Source organism: Psychrobacter maritimus, from assembly GCF_904846345.1.
GTDB lineage: Bacteria > Pseudomonadota > Gammaproteobacteria > Pseudomonadales > Moraxellaceae > Psychrobacter > Psychrobacter maritimus.
The window spans coordinates 529716-554184 of the sequence record NZ_CAJHAJ010000002.1; the positions used below are offsets into that span (position 1 = coordinate 529716).

A 24469-nucleotide genomic window follows, 5' to 3' on the forward strand; every position below is an offset into this window, starting at 1 on the left:
TAAAAATATAATAGGAATCTAGTAATTGGTATTACGGTGCTCTTCTGACTCAGTATCGATTTGCTCCACCAATTCTTGCATATCCTCATCCATCACTTCGTCATCGGCGGCTGGATAATGGCTTGGCAACTCAAGCATTTGCTGCACAAAGGCATAACGCAAAGTATCACGGCGACCTAAGTAGCGCTGATAAAAACTTGAGTTTAATAATCCTGCGCCGCCCTGACCCATCGCCCAAATCGAGGACAAATAATCGCGCGTACTTAAGCTACTATGCTGCTCTTGTAAATACGCACTGATAATATCAATCAAACGCTTCATGCGCTGACGACGAATATCGTAAAGCTCGCCGAATAAGCGATTCAAACCCGTCACCGATGCCGCCAAACGCTCTTCGATTTGGTTAAGGAGCATGGCTTTTTGTGGATTAAACAATTGCTGAAAAATCATACGTGCGACACCTGCCGACGGGCAGTCATCAATACGGTTAATCTCAAATAACTGCTCTTCATAACGAATAATAATACGCAGGTAGAGCTCATCTTTACTGGAGAAATGCTTATACAAGGTGCCTTTAGCCAAATCAAGCTGGTCGGCCAAACTGTCCAAAGTGATATCACCATCGCCTGACTCAAGTAGCAATTGCTCTGCCATCGCTAAGATATTCTCTTCTCGTGCCTTGAACTGGTGCTGACGACTCATAATCTCTCCTAAAATCTGACAATATCATGCATATGACCATCATTTACATCGGTATATCGGCAGCGCGTGTATAAGTCATACAACGGTTACGCCAATATCATCCAAGGAAATATGCTTATGTTTGCTAAATAGTCATTGATAATCATAAGGTTAAGTTCAGTATTATGAATACTTATAGAACAAAACCAGAAGACTAGCTAATAAATGACTGAGTGGTCATAGCATAACCATTTTAGTGGTACTGTGCCAGTAAATTCTCAAAGTTTTTTGCAGTCATTGCACCCACTTCCTCGCTATTACAGCCGTACATCTCAGCAAGATAGCGTGCCACATATGGCACGTATGCTGGCTCATTGGGTCTACCACGTTTAGGAACCGGTGCTAAATACGGGCTATCCGTTTCGATAAGTATTCTATCTTTGGGCATATTTTTTGCAGCATCTTGAATCATTTGCGCACTTTTAAAGCTAACAATGCCTGAGAATGAGATATAAAATCCTAAGTCTAATGCTCGTTTTGCGGTTTCCCAGTCTTCGGTAAAGCAATGAATGATACCGTGTTCAGCGCCTTCCGCTTTTAGGATATCAAGCGTATCTTCTTTAGCATCACGCATATGCACGACTAGAGGTTTCTTCAAGCTTTGGCTAGCATGAATATGACGCGCAAGGCTGGCTTGTTGCTCTTTTTTGTTTTCTGTCGACCAGTAATAATCCAGCCCCGTTTCCCCTATCGCCCATACATGGTCCGCATCAGCGGTTTCAATTAAGCGCTCAACCGTCGCTGATTGTAAGACGCTGATATCTTCACAAGGATGAATGCCGACGCTCATGCCAAGATTTAGCGTTTCGTCCCCATAAGTGTTGACGATATTGGCAATCTCATTATATTCAGCGAAATCACACATAATGGCCATCGCACGGGTGACATTGGCTTCTTTCATCGCAGCAATTGCGCCGGACAATTGACCATCATACTTGGTTAAATCTAAACGGTTTAGATGGCAGTGGCTATCAGTAAACATAAACAATCTCGTTAATAAAAATCAATAAGTAGAATTATCTTACAATATGGATTTGGTAATCGTAATAGTATTAATTGCTCTGAATAGCACTGTTTTCAAGGGGTGTTTAACAAACGCCTATATACGTGCTTCTAAACCCTTTTCTCATCAGCGTATATTTTTCAAAGAATACATTTTTTAAAGCGCTTACATTTAAAGGGCAGTTATCAATGCAATTGTCAATGTAACGGCACCACGCGCATCACCTCTTCTATGGTCGTCACCCCTTCACTGATACGCTTTGCCCCAGATAAGCGCAGCGGCTGTACGCCTTCACGGTAAGCTTGCTGCTTAAGCGCATCTAAATTGGCATCAGCGGCGACCAGTTTTTTTAGCTCATTTGATAACGGCATGATCTCATACAGACCAACGCGACCTTGATAGCCGGTATGGCGACAGTGCTCACAACCCTGCGCTTTATAAACTTGTGCTGGCACTGGGGCGCGCCAAGGCTGTACCAGTTCTTGCCATTGAATAGCAATCTCACTATCTGCCGCAACATCAACGGCTTGCTTACAATGCGGGCATAATGTCCGTAATAGACGCTGTGCCATCACGCCCAATATAGTCGCTGAGGTTAAAAATGGCTGAATACCCAAATCATGCAGACGGGTGATTGAGCTTGGCGCATCGTTAGTATGCAGAGTCGATAGTACCAAATGCCCTGTTAACGATGCTTGCACCGCCATATTGGCGGTCTCAGCATCACGAATCTCACCAACCATAATAATATCAGGGTCTTGGCGCATCAAAGAGCGAATACCATCAGCGAAATGTAAATCAACCCCTGGATTGACCTGCATTTGATTAAAGGCGGGCTCAATCATCTCAATCGGATCTTCAATCGTACAGACATTGACCTGCTCGGTGGCGAGTTGCTTCAGCGTACTATATAAAGTGGTCGTTTTACCTGAACCGGTCGGACCGGTAACCAATATAATACCGTTTGGATGCGCGGTCAGCTCATGCCACGTCTCAAGCTGCTTACCCGACAGACCAAGCTGGGCAAATGAGCGCACCAGCACTTCTGGGTCAAATACCCGCATGACAAGCTTTTCACCAAAAGCAGTCGGCATGGTAGAGAGACGCAGTTCGGTCTCTAGGCCTTTTGGCGTACGCGTTTTTAGACGTCCATCCTGTGGCTTACGTTTTTCTGCGACATTAAGCCGCCCCAAAATTTTAATACGTGCGGTCACCGCCACTATAATGGCGAGTGGCATCTCGTACACGCTATGTAGCACCCCATCAATACGAAAGCGCACCTTGCCTGTTTCGCGGCGTGGCTCTAGATGAATATCACTGGCACGTTGCTCAAAGGCATATTGCAATAGCCAATCGACCACTTTGACAATATGTTGGTCATTGGCATCTGGATTGGTGTTATCGCCCAGCTGCAATAAAGCTTCGACATTGGTGACGTCCGCTGCTGCGCGCTTATGTAGGGAGTTCGCGCCTGCAATCGCTTGCGTGACTTGATAAAACTCTCGCCGATAGCGATTGATTTGTTCAGGATTAATAAAGACTGTACGATAGCTTTTTGACTTAATGAGCTTTTCAATATTGCCATGCCAATCGGTATAAAATGGTTGATCAGTACCGATAACCACTTCATCAAGCGTTACTTCAATCGGTAAAATATGCTGCGAGCGCGCATACTCAAACGACATCAGCTGCGTTACCGCCGGTACATCGACCTTTAACGGGTCAATACGCACCAGCGGCATATCCGCTTTGGCAGCCAACCATTGATTAAGCCATGCCAGCGTTAATTTATTCTCAGAATTACTATCAAGCGCGTGACCATTTGGCAGCCCAAACTCACTAATCGTTAAGAGCGGATGCTGCGCCTTATTACGGCGACTGGTAATAACGAGATTATAGCCGCGCTGATCAATCACCCTATCTGCCAACAATTCATCTAGGCACCAACGTAAATCAATCACTATCGAATATTTTTGAGCAGGCATAGTTTTATTCTTCTATAGTTGCATTTTTCTATGGTTTAGGGCATTTGGTCGGCGGTGATGTTTACTTTAATTATACTGCGACAATATTCGTTATCTGTAGTTCACCCGATTCCAGCAATTGAAAGCTGATATCGACAGATTTATAACGCATGGCAAATGATGTATGTATCTCTTTACGCCGATAAGCAGGGCGTGGGTCTTGTGCTATTAACGCTTTGATAGTATCAATATCAGACCTTAATAACTGTTTTTGAGTTTTATCAATGACTGCTTTGACTGATGATTGCTTATTTTGAGCATTTTCTGCTGCTATATTATCCGCACTTTGATTGGCGATAATTTGCCCAAACTGCTCATAACCCAATTTGGTAATCGTCACATCCAATAAGTGGGGCGCAGAGGGCGCAAAACCGCTTTGGGCATCAGGCAATGCATCACTGTAAGCCACATAAGGCTTGATATCGATGATGGGCGTACCATCTATCATATCAGCACCGCTAATAATAAGTAACACCCGACCTTCTACAATCTCAATGCGTTCAAGCTTGACCACAGATAACCCGAGCGCGGAAGGTCGATACATACTGCGACTGGCAAATACGCCTATTTTTTGATTGCCACCCAAGCGCGGCGGGCGAACTTGCGGGCGAAAAGCGCTCTCCACTTTCTCTTTTTGATTATCATCGTTTGAGCTTGCCTGCTTGTCTTTATGCAACTTGTCTTTATATAAATAGTTATGATGAAACTGCCAACTTACCCATATATGGCTAAAATCCTCCAGCCCGATAAATGCCGCTCGCGTATCATAAGGCGCGAGCATTTCAATCACACTGAGCAATGCCACCAAATTCGGCTGCCTTGGTGCACCAAATTTTTGCGACAGCGGCGCACGGTGGTAGCCAATAATAGGTGAGATATGATGGTTTAAAAGCGCCGTAGTCTGACAAGTCATAAATCCAATCCCAAAAAATAAATGGCTAATAATAAATGGCACGCGCCAATCATAGAAAATTATTCGCTAACGATATTCCATTTTATCATGCTACAGACAGGCAGCCAGACGGATTTTTACTTTAAAGTTTGTTATGATGAGCGAGAAATTTATTGAGAATGGCTTGCATTCATATAGCAGGATTCACAAACCTGTATTCATAGACCTGCATTCATAAAGTACGGCGTCAGCACTTACGGTTATAGGCAGGGCTGTCATTTAGTAAAACCTGACGTCTTATAAAACCTGATAATAATGTTAAAATAACGGTTTTTTGCAGCTTGCATTTGCTTGTCTGACTCAATAAACGCTTTATTTTATTAAAACGTTACATAACGTTAAACTTTTTTATTTAATACAGATTTCAATTGGCGAATACACATTACCACTTACTAACGAGGGCTTTATGTCAAAACTCCGCACCGAAACGGTCACAGAGGTTCATCACTGGAACGATGCATTATTTAGCATCAAAACCACTCGCGACGACGGTTTACGTTTTCGTAATGGCGAGTTTGCAATGATTGGTATCGTTGTCGATGGTAGACCGCTACTGCGCGCTTACTCGATTGCCAGCCCTAACTACGAAGAACATTTGGAATTTTTCTCTATTAAAGTACAAGACGGTCCATTAACCTCACGTCTGCAGCATATCAAAGTTGGCGATGAGCTATTGGTCAGTAAAAAGCCGACAGGTACTTTGGTACTGGACGATTTATTACCGGGTAAGCATTTATATATGCTGTCAACAGGGACAGGGCTGGCGCCATTTTTAGCCTTAGCGCGTGACCCTGAAGTTTATGAGCGTTTTGAAAAAATCATTTTGGTACACGGTGTGCGTCAGGTCAAAGACTTAGCTTATCGTGAAATGTTCGAAGAAGAGCTGCCAAATGATGAAATCTTTGGTGAAGATTTCCGTAAAAAGTTCATTTATTACCCTACCGTCACCCGCGAAGAGTTTAGAAATACTGGCCGTATCACTGACCTGATGAAATCGGGCAAATTCTTTGAAGATATCGGTCTGCCTCCGATGAATAAAGAGGATGACCGCGTTATGATTTGCGGTAGTATGCCGTTTAACGCTGAAGTGTCATCGATTTTAGATGATTTTGGCCTGACCGTCTCTCCACGCATGGGTGTACAGGCAGATTATGTGGTTGAACGTGCCTTCGTTGGTTAAAAATGAATTTTTATCGTAAATATGATAAATAATTCTTGACGGCTAAAAATAGCCTGCTATAATACGCAGCCTATACAGAGTTAACCCTGTAGCCCAATTCGATAATGTTTTGCAATATAAACTTTATTACCTAACACGCCGGTGTGATGGAATTGGTAGACATGACGGATTCAAAATCCGTTGCCTTTAAAAGCGTGTCGGTTCAAGTCCGACCACCGGTACCAATACCTAGTTCTATACTATCTTATAGAGCCGCCAAAGCCCCTGATATCAGGGGCTTTGTTGTATCTGGCGTTCTATACTGTCCAGCTCTATCTATCCTAATCCATGCATCTGATGTACACTGGTTTTTAAATGTACATTGGGGTGGCAGCTATGGAAATACGTAAACCTATCAGCCGCAAGTGCAAAGGTTAATAACAGCATCTCTAGAATAATAAAATAAGCTCCCTTCCTACTAGAACCGTCATGTCAGGAATGGTTTGACAACTAGTAGCTAAATTAGTAGTTAAATTACCTACGGGTATCAAAGGCTACTACAACAGTTATCACTTTAACGAATATTAGAAATCCGAGAGCTTTAGGCCTCTGGCAGTACTATACCGAAAGATGTCGGCGGTTTCTCAAATAGACTTAAGAACCTCACTAAATCTATCTTGCTCCCATCAATAGTCAACTCATCAGACAATAGTATTTTTTTAACCCCTGCTTCACCGATTAACATATCAATAAACAAAGGATGAGTAAGACTGAGCGTAGCATTGACTTCTCGTTGTAATGGAATCTTGTTATCTAATAACCGATGATGTAGAACGGCATTCTCTACCCATAATAAATAGCTTTCATTCAAATCAGTAAAATTGATCTTGATACGCCAGTCTTTATCAGTAGCGTCCTCAGATTTTAGGCGAACTGCTAGGGTATCAAAGAAATTCGATACGGGTGTTTGCAAGAAAACACCTTTCATAGAAGCCATGTCAATACCTGTATTAGGAGTGCCTTGACGAAGCTCTTGCGCTGCTGTCAAATAAACATCGCGCCAAGGTCCTGACTCTGCTTGATATCCAAGCTGATCGTAACTGCTAGCAAGTAGTTTTCGGGCAGCCATATTATTTGGTTCAGCAAATACCAGATGGTTCAATAATTCAGCACTCCATCGATAATCTCCTTTATCAAATGCAGTCTGTGATTGTGCTAGCATCTTTTCACTACCAATCATCGCTACATAAGCACTCGCTCGCTGCGAGTCAGGCAACGGATCTAAATGCGCAGGATTGGCATCATACCAGCCAAGATAGTTCTGATAGACAGCGCGTGCATTATGTTTGACCGTGCCATAATATTCACGATTAGAGAATACTTTGGCTAAACTCGGTGGTAACTTTATATCTTCTGCAATCTCACCAGGCGTCATACCCTTATTCATTCGACGTACGCTTTGGTCATGAATAAATTTATACGTATCGCGCTGCTGGGTCAAAAAGGTTTGGATTTTTTCTTGACCCCACATAGGCCAATGATGACTAGCAAAGTAAATATCAGCGTCGGCAAATAAGTTACGCGCCTCTTCAATGTAACTGCTCCATTTCATCGCATCACGAACTTTCGCACCTCGTAAAGTATAGAGGTTATGCATATTGCGTGAGACTAGCTCAGCTCCGCCAAAAGCCTTGTATTTAGGCAGATAAAAAGTCAGCTCCGCTGGTGCTTCTGATTCTGGGGTATATTGAAAATTAAAATCTACCCCGTCTACTTTTAGGTTCGTAGGTGTAGCATTAACGAGTTGGGTAGGCTTAGTAATACTAAATTGACCAAAGGCTGGACCTTTACCTAAACCTGTATCGACATGACCGTACTCATCACGTGCTAAATCTTTACCGTACATATAAACGGCACGACGACTCATCGCGGTACCAGCAATAATGTTTTCACTGGTTGCTTCTTCCATAAATCCACCAGGAGCAATCACTGGAATGTTCTGTTTGGCAATATCTTCTTGACTGATAATACCTAATATCCCACCGAAGTGGTCAATATGACTATGGGTAAAAATAATAGCGCTAATGTTAGTCGTATTTGGATAACGCTTAGCCAGATGCTTCATGGCAAAATCAAAAGCGTACTTTGCCGTTTCTTTTGAAGTCATCGTATCGACTACAATCCAGCCACTATCTCCTTTGATAAGGGTCATATTGGACAAATCGAAACCACGTAACTGGTAAATACCGGGAGTCACTTCGAACAATCCCTGAATATTGTTAAGCTTAGCCTGTCGCCATAGACTAGGATTAACGGTGTCAGGAGCGTCGCCTTTAATAAAGTTATAAGCAGACATATCCCAAACGTTTTTAGTGGCATCAGATGAAGATGCTATTTGCATGCCCTCTATACTAGCAATTAGGCCACGACGCGCATCTTCGAAATCCTGCTGATCTGCTATATTAAGCTCATTAGCGACTTGACGGTTTGCTTCTATAGTACTGGCTGTTGCAGCACGTTCGCCGTCATTAACAGCTATTTTAGTTGTTGATGAGTTATTACAGGCTACTAGCAGCATACTACTACAAAGTAGTAGCAGTCGACTTGATCTCAAAACATTAGGACGAATCCCATTTAAGGAGATGGGGTTTACCATTACAAATTCCTTTTTTTTAGTAAACTTCATTAGTTTAAATTTTAATGACACAATGGTTCAAAGTTTGGACAATATTTTCTCTATTAGGGCGTGTCCTCATTTTAAAAATGGTGATAAAAATGAGATAAATTGACGCCAAACAAGGAAAATAGTGCAGTTAATATCGGGATATTACCCAGCTATTTGACGAAGTTTGGCAAAATTTAGCCATTTTTAGCCCATTTAGATGTCCATAGATCGAATTGAGGACACGCCCTAGTTAAGCGCATAGATAAACGAGAATGAATATGGAAGACAAAAAATTTACTGTTCATAAAAGTATGGTGCTTTCTAATCGAAAGGCGCTAGCTTTATACTTATTTAAGATTAATCGTGCTGATGACATTCCTAAAATCATGGCATTATCAGTAGATTTAAATACTTTTATAGGTGATCGTGTTCCCTTGGAGATTGTCACCCGTGAAATTGATTTAGCCGTACAGCTCCTTCAAGAAGAGTACATAGGGCTAAAAATAATGGAACTCACTGATGTAAAAGCACTACCTTTGTATAAAGGTATAAAACTTTGCATTAATCCTTTACTAAAAGCTGAAATAGAGATTCCATTTATTGTGCTTTGCCGTTTGGTTAGCCGTTACTTCAAAATTATCACCGAGTCCATACAAGTTACTTTAGTGATAGAAAAAAGCTTATTACGGTTAGACTTTAATCCAAGTATGCCAAAGCTAGCTAATAACCATCAAATTGATGGTGTCATACTCGCTGTACATAAAATATTAGCCGAATTCAGTGCTCTACAGCCTGTAAGACTTACTATCGCGCATCGGAACTCAACACACGGCAGTGAGCTCTATAAAAAACTTTTAGGCATCCCAGCTGAGCTTGCTAGCAAAAAAAATAGTTTATATTATCCATTAATGAAAAATTATAGCTCTCAATCAAATTTGAACTTATCGGCAGGTGCTGACATATCAATTGAAAGTAGCTTTTTCATTGGGCCGTTGCACTATATGCTTGATAAAGAGTTTCCTGATTTGAGCTACGCTGAGCGCTGCCAACATATCTTGATGACTATCATAGGACTTAGTGAAGCAACCCGTGAGACTGTAGCGCAAGTCCTAAATATGAGCGTCAGTAGCTTGCAAAGACGGTTACGTGAAGAGGAAACCTCGTTTCAAAAAGTACTACTACATACGAAAAAGGTGATGGCTGATAAATTCTTGGTGGAGCAGAACCTCTCAGCTACTGACGTGGCTTTTCTATTGGGGTATCAGTCTCATAGTCAGTTCTTCCAAGCTTTTAAACGCTGGTATTCAATGACTCCGATGGCTTATCAAAAGTTGCATCGGAGTCATAGTAGATCAGATTATTGAGCTGTAGCTACCTATTGAGGTAAAGACTTATAAGCATCACAACCTAATGCTTCAAACTCGGATTTGGTAAAGTACTCAAGCTTTGGTAAAAACTCCCCTAATACTTCTACTTCGTCTCCCGGTACTGAAGTATTCTGAATAGCATTGTCAAAATCAGCAGCTGGCAGCATATGTCTCATAAGTAATAACCCGTCTGTTTTATTGTCCTGTCTACCAGCAACAATAGAGAAGCCATCGCCTTTATCCGACCAAGGTAGGAAGCCTACGCCACATTCATCAGTAGCATTAACTGGACGATCTGACGGTAAACTGGTAGCAATGGTATAGTAACCATCTGGATTGATAGTGACTTGCTCATCGTATAAACAACCCGTTACTTTTTGGGAATAAAATTCATTTTGACACATAGACCAATAGCGTACTTGAGCGTCACTCTCGTCAAATATTTCATCGCCATTAACTGTCGAGGGAACCTTTGGAATTTTACCGCGTATGACAGCAATAGGTTTAATATCTCTATCTATGTAAGTTCCAACGTATTGATTATCTAAATTGGCATACCAAGGCACTTGTCTGACAGGATTACCGTCGCACTGTCCCAAAAACCCACATCTAAGAGTAAACTGGATGTTATAGACCGCACGCCATATTGGATTTAGTGTTGCAGGGTTGTTTTGGCGAAGACTTGCATAAGTTTGATCAGGTAAAATTGGGATTTCTATCAACTCTTGCTTAGACTGAAGAGTGTCACACACTGCTTGACCTGTTAATACTTGACCGTTACCTAAGGTCAACTCTGGAGTAGGCAGACCTACACCACCGGTAACATCTTTACCTTTATTAGGAACATAGACTCGATAAAGTAGTAGCGATTCGCCATTATCTTGGACATAGTCATATAAAGTATTATTTAGCGGTATTATCGGAGCCTCGCCACTAGCCAATTCAATTTCATAACCCCGTTTATTACTATTACGCTGAGCACCCTGAAGGAAAGGATTAATAGAATCCATATTTGCAATAATGTCTTTGTCTTTCAATGCAAATGCTGGAGAGGCATCTTGTCTATAGCTATTAAACGACATATATTGCGCAAAAGGATACTCACCTTTTAGCTTTAAGGTTGCGTCTTTAGGTAAGGTATATTTTGCATGCCAGTAGGTAGCGCCAGTATCAGGATAAGCGAAGTTTGCATCTGGATTATCGATACTGTAAGGACCTCCCCAAAAACAAGCCTCAATACCCTCGGGGGGATTGGGATCTGGAATAGTAACAGTGGTTTCATTATCGTCACCACAAGCAGCTAGTAAGCCAACACTAACTATTATGGCACTTGTTAAAGTAAGCCTTTTTATATTAAGCATAAGTACTCCTGTTTATCATAGTTACATCCTTGTTTAGCGTTATACCGACTAACTTAATAAATCTAACAGAGTCATTACTTACTCAATAGGTGCATCCGAGTCAGCTATTATGACTACTATGTCATTTCGGGTCATAGTTTAATTACTGTGCAGTTATAGTTGAAAAATAGCCGTCTAATTGATAGTTGAGCGGCTGATACCTGTATATTCTATGACTTTTTTGACGCTAAGTAGCTGCGGTATATGATTGCATTGCTCGATTGCTGGCTGTGTTGCGTTTAAAGTTTCCATGATTTACTCCTTATAAGTGAATGAGAGCGTTTCCTCTCATACAGTTAGGGAGTCCCATATTTTTTTACGGCATCCTATACGCTCCGTCCTTTAGTCTTGTTTGAAGCAATAAAAAAAGGAGCTGAATGATCAGCTCCTTCTTATGTCACCTATCTGTCTTGATAGGTTTAACTTACCGCCGTCGCACTTTTGCGCAAGCCTTGCTCGATACTACTGACGCTGTGCGTAGCAATACCATTATTAAAGCTTTGCTGACTGCTACTATCCTCTGTCTCCATGGGATAAAACTCTTCGACCACATCCGTTTGATATTATTATTTTCAAATTAATTGAACCATATACTATTTACTCAAAACCGCTTTTAAGCGATTTGTATTATAATTCTTGGTTCGAATATTAAACACTGGATATATGATTAAAGTTACGATCTATGAGGAAACCGTTTTCTGGAGCTTTAATTAAAATGCTAATTCTCGATACTAACTAAACTCTATCGATCAGAAGAGACTTAATACACTACGTTCTTGAAAAAGAGCGGCATAAGAAAAGAGGTGATGACACAAGAATACTCACCTCCATCATTCTACTTGCCTCAAATAAACGCCTGCTCTCAGGATTCCGTCGAGGTAAACGCGCCATGGCGATGCGCGCGCGAGCTCATTATCGGGTAGCACAGGCGCAATCGCATCCCACAACTCAACCATGTGACCATCCTCAATACGCCACAGCTCGCAGAATGAATGGCGCTCACCGCCGATAGAGCCTTCAGAATGTGTCAATACAAAGTTACCGTCGGCAACAGTACGATGCAATGTATCATAGGTCAGTGCGCCGTCGTCTTGTTTCAGCTTCTCCAAAAACTCAATCATGTTCGTAACACCATCAGCGATATCACCGGAGTGCTGCGTGAATGTGCCATCTGGTCGAGCAAATCCGATCATAGATTGGTAATCTTGCTCATGTAGGAAAGTGTGCCACACCTTCTTCGCAAGTGCACGATTAGCCTCAGTGTCCGCAGACCTATCTACTTCAGTCGGTCCGTCTAATTGTGTGTGTCCAGACTCATTGGGAGGGGTCTCGGTCACAAGCCCATCCCAGTGTTCAACAATCTTGCCGCCTGCTACTCGGTAAATGTCAAAGCCGACGTACAACTCATCTGGATCTAGCCCTGGGTACGAGCCGTGGAAGGCGACCAACCCTTTAGCCTCATCTACTAATACGCGCGCCACGTCATGGCGCATATCGGGAGCCCCTGCAACAAGATCTCTTAAACCTTGCAGCCCATTAGCAACGAGCGGTGAATGCTCGATATAATCGGGTGAAAAGTTTCGATCTAGAGTAGTCACATCGTGTTCGGTGAATAATTCTCGGTCAGCAGTAACCACAAGTTCACGAATATCAGTCCTGTCCGTCATGTCGATTTTCTCCTTCTATATAATATTCTATATTACATTTGCAGTTATTCCATCGAACTCATGACGTGCTTGAGTCGGGTGTACTCTTCTACACCATACCTAGACAAATCCTTGCCGTAGCCAGAGTTTTTAAAGCCACCGTGGGGCATCTCTGCGACAAGGGGGATATGGCAGTTGATCCAGACACATCCAAAATCTAAGTCTCTCGATACTCGCAACGCTCTAGCATGATCCTTCGTCCATACTGAAGACGCTAGACCGTACTCTACGTCGTTGGACATGCGTACCGCCTCTTCTTCCGTCGAGAACGTCTGCACTGTAATAACGGGTCCAAAAATTTCGTCCTGAATGACCTCGTCGTCCTGACGCAAACCATCGACTACAGTAGGGTCGAAGAAAAAACCTGACATATCTTTAGCCTGCTTACCCCCAGTCATTATCGTAGCATGGTCAGGCAGACGCTCTAGTAAACCCTCAATCCGCTCAAGTTGGCTTGCGTTATTGAGAGGCCCGTACAGAATATCTTCTTTCTCAGGTGTTCCGTAAGTCGTGGCTTCGGCAGCCTTGACTAGCTTAGCGAGGAAGTCATCATGGACTGATTCCTGAACGAGGATTCGGGTAGATGACGTACAGTCCTGACCGGCGTTGAAAAAACCAGTCTCAGCGAGATTCGTAGCGGCGGCGTCAAGGTCAGCATCATCAAAGACTACACACGGAGCCTTACCACCCAACTCCAAATGCACTCTAGTCAGATTCTTCGCTGCAGCTGCAGCGACTGCCATACCCGCTTGTACGGAACCAGTGATTGCCACCAGCCCAGGTACCTTCGAGCTTGATATTAAAGCACCGGTCTCGCCATCACCTAGTACGACGTTAAACGTACCTTCAGGTAAGAATTCTGCTGCAATCTCCGCCATCAATAGCGTGGAATCGGGCGTAGTATCTGACGGCTTTAGAACAATCGTATTTCCGGCTGCAAGCGCAGGCCCTATCTTCCATATTGCCATCATAATTGGATAGTTCCATGGGGTAATCTGCCCAACAACGCCGATCGGTTCGCGACGAAGTGCCGAATTGAAGCCTTCCAAGTACTCGCCTGATGGAGCGCCATTGAGCATACGCGCAGCACCCGCAAAGAATCTTAATTGGTCAATACCAGTATCTACTTCCTCCGAAGCAACCAAATACTTTGGCTGGCCAGTATTACGCACTTGAGCCTCTACTAGATCATCACGACGTGCTTCTAGAGCATCAGCAATCTTTAGCATTGCTGCTTGCCGGTCTGAAGGAGTAGTACGTCCCCATGTGGCTGTAGCAGCTTCGGCTGCAGCGTATGCTTCCTCGACGTCTTGTTTATTGGAGACTGGAGACTTACCAATACTCTCTCCTGTCGTTGGATCAATTAAATCGAAGTTAACTGAGCTATGTGACTTAACGTATCGGTTGTTGACGAAGTTCTGACGCTGACTCATTATGTACTCCTGATATATATATGATTGATAATATCAAAGCTAGCATGGTTCATATAGAGTTGCAAACAATAGTCAAATACACCCTTAAACCTTTTAAATTCAAATAGTTAAACCTTTATTATCTAAATAAGATAAGTTTAGCGCCCAATCTTATAAAATACTTTACTGCCACCATAAAGAGATACTCTCATCTCTCGTATCTGACTCGAGAAAACCTCGACAATAGAGGGGCGCTCAAGTACAGACGAAACTTATAGATTACTAGTAGAGGTTATTTATGTTATTTCAATACAGTCAAATCTTGATAAATTGAATATAATATCAATTACTTTTTATTCGATGTAGTTACCATCTCACTCAACTGTAAACAAAATTACCTATACTAGTAATCTATAAGACAGCTTGTGAACTGAAAGCAAACACAATCGGATTTGTAAAGAATACGAGTAAAATTACTAAAAAAACCCCAATTTCATTTAAAACAAACGGGGTGTAACTAAGACTAATACAATAAAGAATTTAGGATGGTCTCTAATCAATTAATTAACCCCTATACCTGTTCCAACCACTGGTTCAATATACGAAACCCTCGCCAATCTATCGATTACGAGGGTTTTTTATTGCCTGTTATTTAAAATTGGCTGTCCTATCAAAAAAAACCACGCTAATTAGCTTAGCGTGGTTTTTTTTAACAGTAAACGATATATTCAATGCTACTCGGCTTCATCCAACAACTTATTAACTGCTTCTGCCATGTCATCATCTATAAGGCTGTCTTCTATATGGTCCACTAGCTCATGGATGGTGGTCAGATCCATTTCTCGAATACCCAAGCTTGCCAGTTGCTCATTAATAGATTCCAAGCTCTCTGTAGCATCAGAGCTATCTAATAGCTGCTCATCAAAACTGTCACTGACGAACCAGTACATTTTTTCTAACAAGCTATCTCTTTTGGTCAAGGTAGAATAACTATCGCCATGGATAAATAAATTAAAATGATAAGGCATCTCTATATCATTAATAAAAAAAGTACGCTTACACTCTAGGGTATAGGCTTGTACTTGTTCCTCTTCAGCGCTTTCGCTCTCTACTTCGCTGTCGTCTGCTTGAATTTCTTCTTTTACCAATCCTTCTAATATCTCATAACGCCCAGCTTTGACTTTATGATTATAAATAATACAAGAGTCAGCAATCGCATCGAAAATAATGGCGCTGACATCTAGAGTATGGTTATCAATATCATAAAAAGCTTTTAAAAAAGGCAAAAATTCTGTGAGTTTATCTTCTGGCACTTCGGTCAAAAATTGCTGCTCGTAAATCTTAATCATGTCTTCAGGTGAATAAGTATTGGCCGTATTGGTTTCATTTCTGCCCGTAGGTTGCAAGGGTATCAGGTTATATGGATTATTATGGGTCATGCAGGACTGCCTTTTTATTTAAGTAAAATGTATAAGATTACTGCGACTACAAAGCGCTAGTAGCGTCTAAATGCACATTTCTTGTTCATTTAGTGATTAGAAATCTATATAACCTATTATCTCTTATTCAGCCACTTTTAGATATATCGTTTAAGGGTTCAAATTATCCAAAAAAAACCACTCTAATCGGGTTAGAGTGGTTTTTTAGACCGCTAATGCTAGCTCAGTTTACTTTAAAATAGCCTATCGTTAATTAGCAACTTGTTCTTTTTGGTGCTTACGGACATTGGTGCCATCTTTACGCGTGATGGTTATCCCTGTAAAGCCAAATAATATCGTTAATAGTAGCGATAAATAACAGAAGAAGGCATAAGGCAGATAATCAAGCACGGGAACGCCTAACGCTTGGCTGATAAACACGCCGCACACACTCCAAGGTACCAATGGATTGATCACCGTACCGGCATCTTCAATGGTGCGCGATAGGTTTTTTGGGTGTAAGTTTAAACGCTCGAACGTCGGTCGGAAGGCGGTTCCTGATAATAAGATACTCAAGTACTGCTCACCGATAAGTACGTTGATGCTTAAAGCCGACATGGCAGCAGCAAAAATAGCACGCCCTGCTGTCGTTAAGTTGTCTTTAATACCTGATAATAATGCTGGCAAGATACCCAATGCCGTCAGCAAGCCACCAAGACTGAGCGCCAATATCACAATCGCTTGGGTAAAGAACATGCTTTGGACACCGCCGCGCGATAGCATACCGCCTACCTCGCCCAGCTCTAATGACTCAGCAGGGGCATAACCTGCAAACAGATAACCACCCAACTGACCAAAGCTTGGCGAGCTATGTAAGTAAGTAATAATCAATGCCGCAGCGATAGTACAGATGATGGTATAAATGGCATTGACGCGAAATATCGCCAGTCCTACTAACACGACGAAAGGCAGTACGGCATAACCATGCACCAAGCCACTTTCAATTAACTGTCCTTGCAGCACTCTTACTTGACTTAAGTCCGAGCCAGCCGTTTGCCCAGAGAAGAACCAAAACAATATCACCGTCAGTATCCACGCCGGTACAGTGGTATACATCATATTGCGAATATGCTCAAACAAATCAATACCCACAACCGATGAGGCAATGGTACAAGTATCCGATAATGGCGACATTTTATCACCAAAAAACGCTCCTGATACCACTGCACCAGCGGCAATCGCCACATTGGCATCAAAGGCATTGCTCATCCCTATAAAAGCCACGCCAAGGGTGGCGGCAGTGGTCAAACTACTGCCCAAAGCAATACCGATAATAGAGGTCAATACAAAGGCTGAGATATAATAATACTCTGGCGATATCAGCTGAAAACCAAAATACATCAGCGTCGGAATAGCACCAGACATCATCAAGGCGGCGACCATCAAACCAATAAAGAAGAATAAATAAATCGCACCGATACCACGCATGACGCCAGACGCCATTTGTGCTTGCATGTCATCGAAGCTCAAACCTTTGAACAGACCGATGGCCAGTAGCACACAGATAGCGAGTATCAATGATAAATGCGGCACCCAGCCAAAGCCAATCATGGTAACGCCCATGATGGCGATGACAATGGCAGAAATCATAAACGCCAGTTGCGGTGAAATTTGGGTTAGTATTTTTGGCGGCATCACACATCCTTAGCTTGCCAGTAGATTCTGGCGTTGGGGTTGGCTTTGGGTTGGACAAGTTTAATGAGTTGCAATGATTATTGCTACCCTCATCACTTACCCAGTAGGCTATCGGTCTTCGCGGCCATGACAAAATCATTGCGATGCAGACCTTTAATGCTATGTGACCACCAAGTGACGGTGGCCTTGCCCCACTCTACCAAGATACCCGGATGATGCCCTTCTGCTTCAGAAATCTCAGCAAGGTCGTTGGCAAATGCCATTGCTGTGACAAAGTTTTTGAATTTATACTGGCGCTGTAGTTGCTTGATGCCATCGACTTCAATCAGCGACCACTCAGGAATTTGTGTTAATAGCTCGCGCGCTTCGGTATCGTCAACGGTCGGTGCGCCGATACGGCAGGCTTCACAGCTGACTTGTGATAATGTAGTCATTATAATTTCCTTTTATGTTAACTATTATTTTTTAATAAACGAACGTCCATGTTGACGCTATTACTTCAGTGCTAAACCATATAAATGGTGCAACCTCTTAAATACTACTAAGTGTTCTCCTCAATCGTTTAGGAGTTTTTTGCCGCATAAGTGGGTTCAAACAATCCTAGTGACATTGCTTGCTTGACCATGCCCATGATGTCGCTATCGACAATATCAAATAGCGTATTCAAATCATCAATCACATAATAAATCGGCTGAATATGATCAATGCGATAAGGCGTACGTAACACATCAAGCAAATCAAACGCTCTATATTCGGGTTGTTGGTAATGGGTTTGCTCGTATTGAGGTTGTGGCTGACATTGGGACTGCTGATGTTCTTCTTGCTTATCAGAAGTACCACTCAGCGCATAAAGGGTTTCAGAAGGCGAACTTAAAATACCGCCGCCATAGATACGACGATTGTCAGGATGGCTACCAACCAAGCCAAACTCGATGGTAAACCAATAAAGTCGTGCTAAAAACCACCTTTCTTCTTTACTGGCATTCAAACCCAGCTTGCCATACGTCTCATTAAAAGCCGCAAACGCAGGATGGGTCAGCAGCGGACAATGGCCAACGATTTCATGAAAGATATCAGGCTCTTCGATATAGTCCATGTCTTCGAAGCGACGGATAAAGGTCGCCACAGGGAAGGATTTATTTGCCAACAGCTTAAAAAACTTACCAAAGCTGATAAGCGCAGGAACCGCCGCGGTTTGCCAGCCAGTCGTCGCTTGCAGTACCTCATCGATATCATGTAGTTGCGGGATGTGCGTCGATGGCAAGTTCAGTTTTTTAAGGCCATCTAGATAGGCTGAGCAGGCACGATTGGGTATTTGCGTGGCTTGACGTTCAAGCAGCGCCTGCCACATGGCATTTTCATCGGCACTATAATGAATATGCCCCTGACTGTCTGGCTGACGCGAGACGTAAGGCTGCTTTATATGAGTTGAATGGTCGTGATGAGATCCATCAGCTGCTCGCGGTGTTAAAACCACACTATTGGCACTGACGGTTTTACTATGAGACGTTGTCTGTGATAGGCGTTCCATGCCTGTATTCCTTTTATTACCGTGGGTTACATTAACCTTGCATCATTAACTTGTCTTTAACCGCCTCAGTTAAACTCAATTAATCTTAGTTAAACTGAACCGATACTTTAAAGTGACTGTCGTAATAATGAGGGTTAATGAAGACAAGACGTTATCCTTTCGTCTTGTCCATTTTCTTGTTCTGAGCACTGATATATAAGCATGCATACATAAGCACTTGTATATCAGCGCTAACAGATAAACTTTAAACTAAGTTACGGTGTTAAACTAAGTTACGGTGTTGAACTAAGTTACGGTGTTTCGGTCTCTGACTGACCAATCGCGCCGCGACGGACTTGGTCACGCTCAATTGATTCAAACAAGGCTTTAAAGTTACCTTCACCAAAGCCTTCTTCGTAATCGCCTTTACGTTGGATAAATTCAAAGAATACTGGGCTACCCAAGATAGTTTCAGAGAAAATCTGTAGCAGTAGACGTGGTTTGCCACCTTCTGTCGTGCCATCTAACAAGATACCGCGCATTTGCAGCTCAGAGACATTCTCGCCGTGGTTTGGTAAACGCTCGCTTAGCATGTCATAGTAGGCCGCGTTTGGTGCGGTCATCAATGGAATGCCGGCAGCTTTTAGCTTATCGATACTGGCAAATAAATCATCACTGGCTAAGGCAATATGCTGAATACCTTCACCGTTAAAGTGCATCAAATATTCTTCGATTTGGCCGCCGCCTTGCTTAGACTCTTCATTTAACGGGATACGAATTTTGCCATCAGGGGCGGTCATCGCTTTACTGGTCAGGCCGGTGTACTCGCCTTTGATATCAAAATAACGGATTTCACGGAAGTTAAAGATGCGCTCATAGAAGTTTGCCCAATACGCCATACGGCCGCGGTAAACGTTATGCGTTAGGTGGTCGATGACTTTAAAGCCATAACCTACAGGGCGTCTGTCAACGTCTGGTAAGAATTCAAAATCGACATCATAGATAGACTCGCCGTCTTTAAAACGGTCAATCAAATAGATGAGAGAGCCGCCAATGCCTTTGATAGCAGGCAGTCTTAATTCCATCACCCCTGTTGGCACATCTACTGGCTGCGCGCCTTTTTCAATCGCCAGCTCATAGGCGTTTTTGGAATCCTTGACGCGAAAACCCATGCTACAGGCCCCAGCGCCATGTTCTTCAACGAAATAACTGGCTTGGCTTTTTGGCTCACGATTGATGATAAGGTTGATATCACCTTGACGGTATAACGCCACGTCCTTTGAGCGGTGATTGGCCACATGGGTAAAACCCAGCTGCTCAAATAACTCTGCAACAGCTTGTGGTTGAGGTGAGGCGAATTCAACAAAGTCAAACCCTTGCAATCCCATTGGGTTTTCAAATAAATCGGCCATTGTAATCATCCTTAATTTCAATTGGTGGTATAAAAAACAGTAAAAATATAATGCTAAAAAATAACTTCAATCAATAATTCTTATTGACGATGTATTTATATTAGATTAGCTTGATTTATAAGACTAATCGTATTTTTTGATTTATTTATCAGGTTTGCTTATGAATATCAGTATTCGCCAATTGACCGCTTTTATCAGCGTTGCCGACAATGGCAGTTTTACCCGTGCCAGTGAGCAGATGCATTTGACCCAATCTGCCGTCAGTGGTTTGATTAAAGAGTTAGAATCTAGCCTCGGTATCGTGTTGTTTGATCGCACCACGCGCCAGCTTTCTTTGTCCGTTGTCGGGCATCATTTATTGCCACAAGCGCGGCGTATCTTAAATGAGATGCAGCTGTTTGAAAATGAAGCCAGTAGTTTGACAAGTTTGGCGCAAGGTCAGGTTAGGCTTGCGGTGTCGCAATTTGCCGCTTCCTCCATGCCAGCGGTTATTGCCCAGTTTTCTAAAGAATATCCAGATATTAGCGTGTCTTTGCTTGATTGCTCAGCTGAAAATGTTTTAGAACACATTCAAAACATCGAGGTAGATTTGGGCGTCGGGACTGAGCTTGGTTTTATGGAATCTGAGGATGACATCAGCGCCGATTTGTTATATCAGCTGCCGTTTTGTGTGGTGATGCCTGACAGCCATGCGCTGGCACAAAAATCAGAGGTCGTCTGGCAAGACTTGGTAGACATTCCGCTTATTACCTTGCAAGGGCCGTTTATTGAGCAGGTGACCGCCGAGCTTGATGAGAGTATTGCCAGCCATATCCAACAAGCACGCTATAAAGTCAACTTTATGTCCACCGCCCTTGAGATGACCCGCCAAGGTTTTGGCATTACTTTGTGCTTGCCTTATATGCCGGAGGTGATAGATTGGGTAAGCGCCAATGGCTTACAGATGCGCCCCTTAGCACAACCGGTTAAAATGCGCCGCTTTTTTATTTACCAACGCTCGTCACGGGCATTATCACCCGCCAGCATTGCCTTTAAGCAATTCTTGCAATTTTACTTTGCCAGTCACTTTGATGATTTACAGAGTATTTAAGTGTATTTAAGTGTATTTAAGCCTCCTTTAACCAACTCATTACTTAAGTTTGGCAAAGGCTTAAATCTGTCCAAAAATTTGCCAATAAACAAAAAAATGCGTTAATTAATCAGTATCGCTGAATCTAACGTTGAGTTAATCGCCAAACTGGTTTATGCTTTTTAACGCCTTAACTCATCTCCCTTGTAAGGAAAAAAAATGTTTGAACGTATCGATTATTATGCCGGTGACCCGATCTTAGGATTGATGGACAAGTTTGCCGCCGACACCAACCCAGATAAAGTCAATTTAGGCGTGGGCGTTTATTATGATGAGGATGGCAAATTGCCCGTCCTTGAGTGTGTCAAAACGGCTGAACAGCGTATTGCAGACCCAATCTCTCCTCGTCCTTATTTGCCAATGGCCGGCTTACCCGGACACCGTAAAGGTTGTCAGGAATTGCTGTTTGGTAAAGACGCGCAAATCTTACAAGACGGTTTGGTTGCGACCATCGCCACAATCGGCGGTTCTGGTGCGTTAAAAGTGGGCGCAGAATTTATCCATGAATGGTTCCCGCAGTCTAAGTGCTACGTCAGCGACCCAACGTGGGGCAACCACATTGCTATCTTTGAAGGCTCTGACGTCGAAGTCGGTAAATATCCGTACTATGACAAAGCGACCAGCAGCATCAAATTTGATGAGATGATTGCTTTTTTTGAGACTTTAAATAAAGATGACGTCATCTTATTGCACCCTTGCTGCCATAACCCAACCGGTATGGACTTGACTCGTGAGCAGTGGGATACCGTCCTAAACATCATTCAAGCGCGTGAGCTGATTCCATTTATGGACATCGCTTACCAAGGTTTTGGCGAAGATATGGACAGCGATGCTTACGCAATTCGCAAAGCGGTTGATATGGGTCTGCCACTGTTTGTGAGCAACTCATTCTCTAAAAACTTATCACTTTACGGTGAGCGTGTCGGTGGCCTATCTGTCGTTTGTCCAACAGTAGACGAAACTGAGCGCGTCTTTGGTCAGCTGAACTCTACGGTACGTCGCATCTACTCAAGCCCACCATCACATGGTGGTCGTGTGGTCGATATCGTCATGAACGACGAAGCGCTACATAAGCAATGGGTTGGCGAAGTTTATGCGATGCGTGACCGTATCAAAGCCATGCGCTTAAAGCTCAAATCAGTATTGGAAGAGAAAATCTCTGATCGTAACTTCGATTACTTAACTGAGCAAAATGGCATGTTTAGCTTTACGGGCCTGACGCCTGAACAGGTTGAACAACTCCAAAGCAAGTTTGGTATCTACATGGTATCGAACTCGCGTATGTGTGTTGCCGGCTTGAACAGTAGTAATATCGATTATGTTGCCAATGCCATGGTCGACGTCTTAAAAGACTAATCATCTAACGCGATTTCATAAAAATTATGTGAATAAAAAGGCTGAGTTATTGCTCAGCCTTTTTTTATGCCTGATATTTTCTAAAAAAACTACACAAAAAACACTGCACAAAAAACCTTGCAATCTGTTTGGCTATAAATTACATTATACGTAAGTAGTTAACTATAACGTAATTCAATATGCGCTTTAGCAAGGAGCTTCCCCATGTCAACGATTGACAAAAACCTCACCTCATTTATCGATATCGCCACTGATTCTGACTTTTCTATTCATAACTTGCCTTATGGCATTTTTAGTGATGCCAAAGACGCTACTGGTAATAACAACCGTCGCGCTGGCGTTGCTATCGGTGAGCAGGTATTAGACTTATCAGTACTCGAAGCAGAAGGGTTATTAAGTTTGGCTGACGGTCCGTATTTTGATCAACCAACCTTAAACGCCTTTATTGATTCTGGTCGCGACAACTGGACCAAGGCGCGCACCATCATTCAAATGCTACTGTCTGCTGATAATGATACCTTGCGCGACAATGCAGACTTACAGCAAAAAGCCCTGTTTAAGCAAGCAGACGTCACCATGCATCTGCCCGTGCAAGTGCCCGGTTTTACGGACTTTTATTCTTCTAAAGAGCATGCGACCAACGTTGGCACTATGTTCCGTGACCCAAATAACGCCTTACTGCCTAACTGGACTGAAATGCCAGTCGGCTATAACGGACGCGCCAGCACCGTTATCGTTAGTGGTACGGATGTGATACGCCCATCGGGTCAGCTAAAACCGAATGCTGATGACCGTCCTATTTTCTCGCCTTGTAAGCGTTTGGATTTTGAACTTGAAACCGCCTTTGTCGTCGGTAAAGGCAATAATATCGGTCAACCGATTGCAGTCGATGAAGCCGCGGATCATATTTTTGGCATGGTACTACTTAATGATTGGTCAGCCCGCGATATTCAAAAATGGGAATACGTGCCTTTAGGTCCTTTTAATGCCAAAACCTTTGCTTCTGAAGTATCACCTTGGATTGTGACCATGGATGCTTTAGCACCCTTTAAAACCTCATGCCCAACGCAAGAGCCAAAACCACTGGCTTATCTCAATGAAAAAGCCTCTGATAGCAGCTTTGATATCACTTTATCAGTCGAGTTATTGCCTGAAAATGCAGACGAAGCAACGCTGGTTTGTGAAACCAACTTTAAATATATGTATTGGTCAATGGCGCAGCAGCTGACCCACCACACCATCACGGGTTGTAAAGTAGAAGTCGGCGATATGATGGGCTCAGGGACGATTTCAGGACCGACGCCAGATTCTTATGGCTCGATGTTAGAGATTGCTTGGAATGCCACCAAACCTGTCACCTTAAAAGGCGGCGAGACACGCAGCTTTATCGAAGATGGCGATACCGTGATTATGAAGGGCTATAGCGAAAAAGACGGTATTCGTGTTGGCTTTGGTGAAGTACGCGGTAAGGTCTTGCCTGCGCTCACATTCGATTTTGACAAATAGTTCTAGCATATAAA

17 protein-coding genes, 1 tRNA gene and 1 pseudogene are annotated in these 24469 nt (G+C 42.9%); 6 read left to right on the plus strand and 13 right to left on the minus strand.

What is annotated here, in order from left to right:
* Positions 1-18: 18 nt before the first annotated feature.
* The 4 genes from JMX50_RS04970 to JMX50_RS04985 form a co-directional block, all read right to left on the minus strand.
* Positions 19-702: a TetR/AcrR family transcriptional regulator gene (locus JMX50_RS04970; RefSeq protein WP_068405549.1), complete on the minus strand. Its 684-nt coding sequence runs from the start codon at positions 700-702 to the stop codon at positions 19-21.
* Positions 703-934: 232 nt separating this feature from the next.
* Positions 935-1723, minus strand: a complete 789-nt coding sequence (locus JMX50_RS04975; protein WP_201628654.1) for a TatD family hydrolase — start codon at positions 1721-1723, stop codon at positions 935-937.
* 218 nt (positions 1724-1941) lie between these two features.
* Positions 1942-3729 carry a GspE/PulE family protein gene (locus JMX50_RS04980; RefSeq protein ID WP_201628655.1) on the minus strand — a complete coding sequence of 596 codons (1788 nt, stop codon included), beginning with the start codon at positions 3727-3729 and terminating at the stop codon, positions 1942-1944.
* A 70-nt stretch (positions 3730-3799) separates the two neighbouring features.
* Complete coding sequence (locus JMX50_RS04985) at positions 3800-4681, minus strand: SAM-dependent methyltransferase (protein ID WP_201628656.1); 882 nt, start codon at positions 4679-4681, stop codon at positions 3800-3802.
* Between the two features lie 445 nt (positions 4682-5126).
* Here JMX50_RS04985 and JMX50_RS04990 point away from each other — a divergent pair, with 445 nt between their 5' ends.
* The gene (locus JMX50_RS04990; RefSeq protein ID WP_201564947.1) at positions 5127-5900 is read left to right on the plus strand and encodes a ferredoxin--NADP reductase; all 774 of its coding nucleotides are present in this window, start codon (positions 5127-5129) and stop codon (positions 5898-5900) included.
* A gap of 137 nt (positions 5901-6037) precedes the next feature.
* Positions 6038-6124 (plus strand) — tRNA-Leu (locus tag JMX50_RS04995).
* Between the two features lie 356 nt (positions 6125-6480).
* Here the strand turns inward: JMX50_RS04995 and JMX50_RS05000 are convergent.
* Positions 6481-8535 (minus strand): alkyl/aryl-sulfatase, encoded by a 2055-nt coding sequence (locus JMX50_RS05000; protein WP_201628657.1) that lies wholly within the window; start codon positions 8533-8535, stop codon positions 6481-6483.
* 287 nt (positions 8536-8822) lie between these two features.
* Between JMX50_RS05000 and JMX50_RS05005 the strand changes: the two genes are divergently transcribed.
* Complete coding sequence (locus JMX50_RS05005) at positions 8823-9908, plus strand: helix-turn-helix transcriptional regulator (RefSeq protein WP_201628658.1); 1086 nt, start codon at positions 8823-8825, stop codon at positions 9906-9908.
* A gap of 11 nt (positions 9909-9919) precedes the next feature.
* Here the strand turns inward: JMX50_RS05005 and JMX50_RS05010 are convergent, their stop codons facing one another.
* The 8 genes and pseudogenes from JMX50_RS05010 to hppD form a co-directional block, all read right to left on the minus strand.
* Positions 9920-11272 carry a hypothetical protein gene (locus JMX50_RS05010; protein WP_201628659.1) on the minus strand — a complete coding sequence of 451 codons (1353 nt, stop codon included), beginning with the start codon at positions 11270-11272 and terminating at the stop codon, positions 9920-9922.
* Positions 11273-12173: 901 nt separating this feature from the next.
* A pseudogene (locus tag JMX50_RS05015) lies at positions 12174-12978 on the minus strand (nuclear transport factor 2 family protein).
* 44 nt (positions 12979-13022) lie between these two features.
* Positions 13023-14450, minus strand: a complete 1428-nt coding sequence (locus tag JMX50_RS05020) for an aminobutyraldehyde dehydrogenase (protein WP_201628661.1) — start codon at positions 14448-14450, stop codon at positions 13023-13025.
* 713 nt (positions 14451-15163) lie between these two features.
* Complete coding sequence (locus tag JMX50_RS05025; protein ID WP_201628662.1) at positions 15164-15868, minus strand: hypothetical protein; 705 nt, start codon at positions 15866-15868, stop codon at positions 15164-15166.
* Positions 15869-16117: 249 nt separating this feature from the next.
* Positions 16118-17542, minus strand: coding sequence for a Na+/H+ antiporter NhaC (nhaC, locus tag JMX50_RS05030; protein ID WP_201628663.1), 1425 nt, complete (start codon positions 17540-17542; stop codon positions 16118-16120).
* Positions 17543-17634: 92 nt separating this feature from the next.
* Positions 17635-17976 carry a 4a-hydroxytetrahydrobiopterin dehydratase gene (locus JMX50_RS05035; protein ID WP_201628664.1) on the minus strand — a complete coding sequence of 114 codons (342 nt, stop codon included), beginning with the start codon at positions 17974-17976 and terminating at the stop codon, positions 17635-17637.
* Between the two features lie 128 nt (positions 17977-18104).
* Entirely contained in the window at positions 18105-19073 is a 969-nt protein-coding gene (locus tag JMX50_RS05040; protein ID WP_227670917.1) for a phenylalanine 4-monooxygenase, read from the minus strand.
* Positions 19074-19363: 290 nt separating this feature from the next.
* On the minus strand, positions 19364-20464 hold the full coding sequence (gene hppD / locus JMX50_RS05045; protein ID WP_201628665.1) for a 4-hydroxyphenylpyruvate dioxygenase: 1101 nt from the start codon (positions 20462-20464) through the stop codon (positions 19364-19366).
* Positions 20465-20624: 160 nt separating this feature from the next.
* Here hppD and JMX50_RS05050 point away from each other — a divergent pair, with 160 nt between their 5' ends.
* The 3 genes from JMX50_RS05050 (at position 20625) to fahA (ending at position 24455) form a co-directional block, all read left to right on the plus strand.
* Positions 20625-21554, plus strand: a complete 930-nt coding sequence (locus JMX50_RS05050; protein ID WP_201628666.1) for a LysR family transcriptional regulator — start codon at positions 20625-20627, stop codon at positions 21552-21554.
* A 198-nt stretch (positions 21555-21752) separates the two neighbouring features.
* On the plus strand, positions 21753-22949 hold the full coding sequence (locus tag JMX50_RS05055) for an aromatic amino acid transaminase (RefSeq protein ID WP_201628667.1): 1197 nt from the start codon (positions 21753-21755) through the stop codon (positions 22947-22949).
* 204 nt (positions 22950-23153) lie between these two features.
* On the plus strand, positions 23154-24455 hold the full coding sequence (fahA, locus tag JMX50_RS05060; RefSeq protein WP_413786813.1) for a fumarylacetoacetase: 1302 nt from the start codon (positions 23154-23156) through the stop codon (positions 24453-24455).
* Positions 24456-24469: the final 14 nt, after the last annotated feature.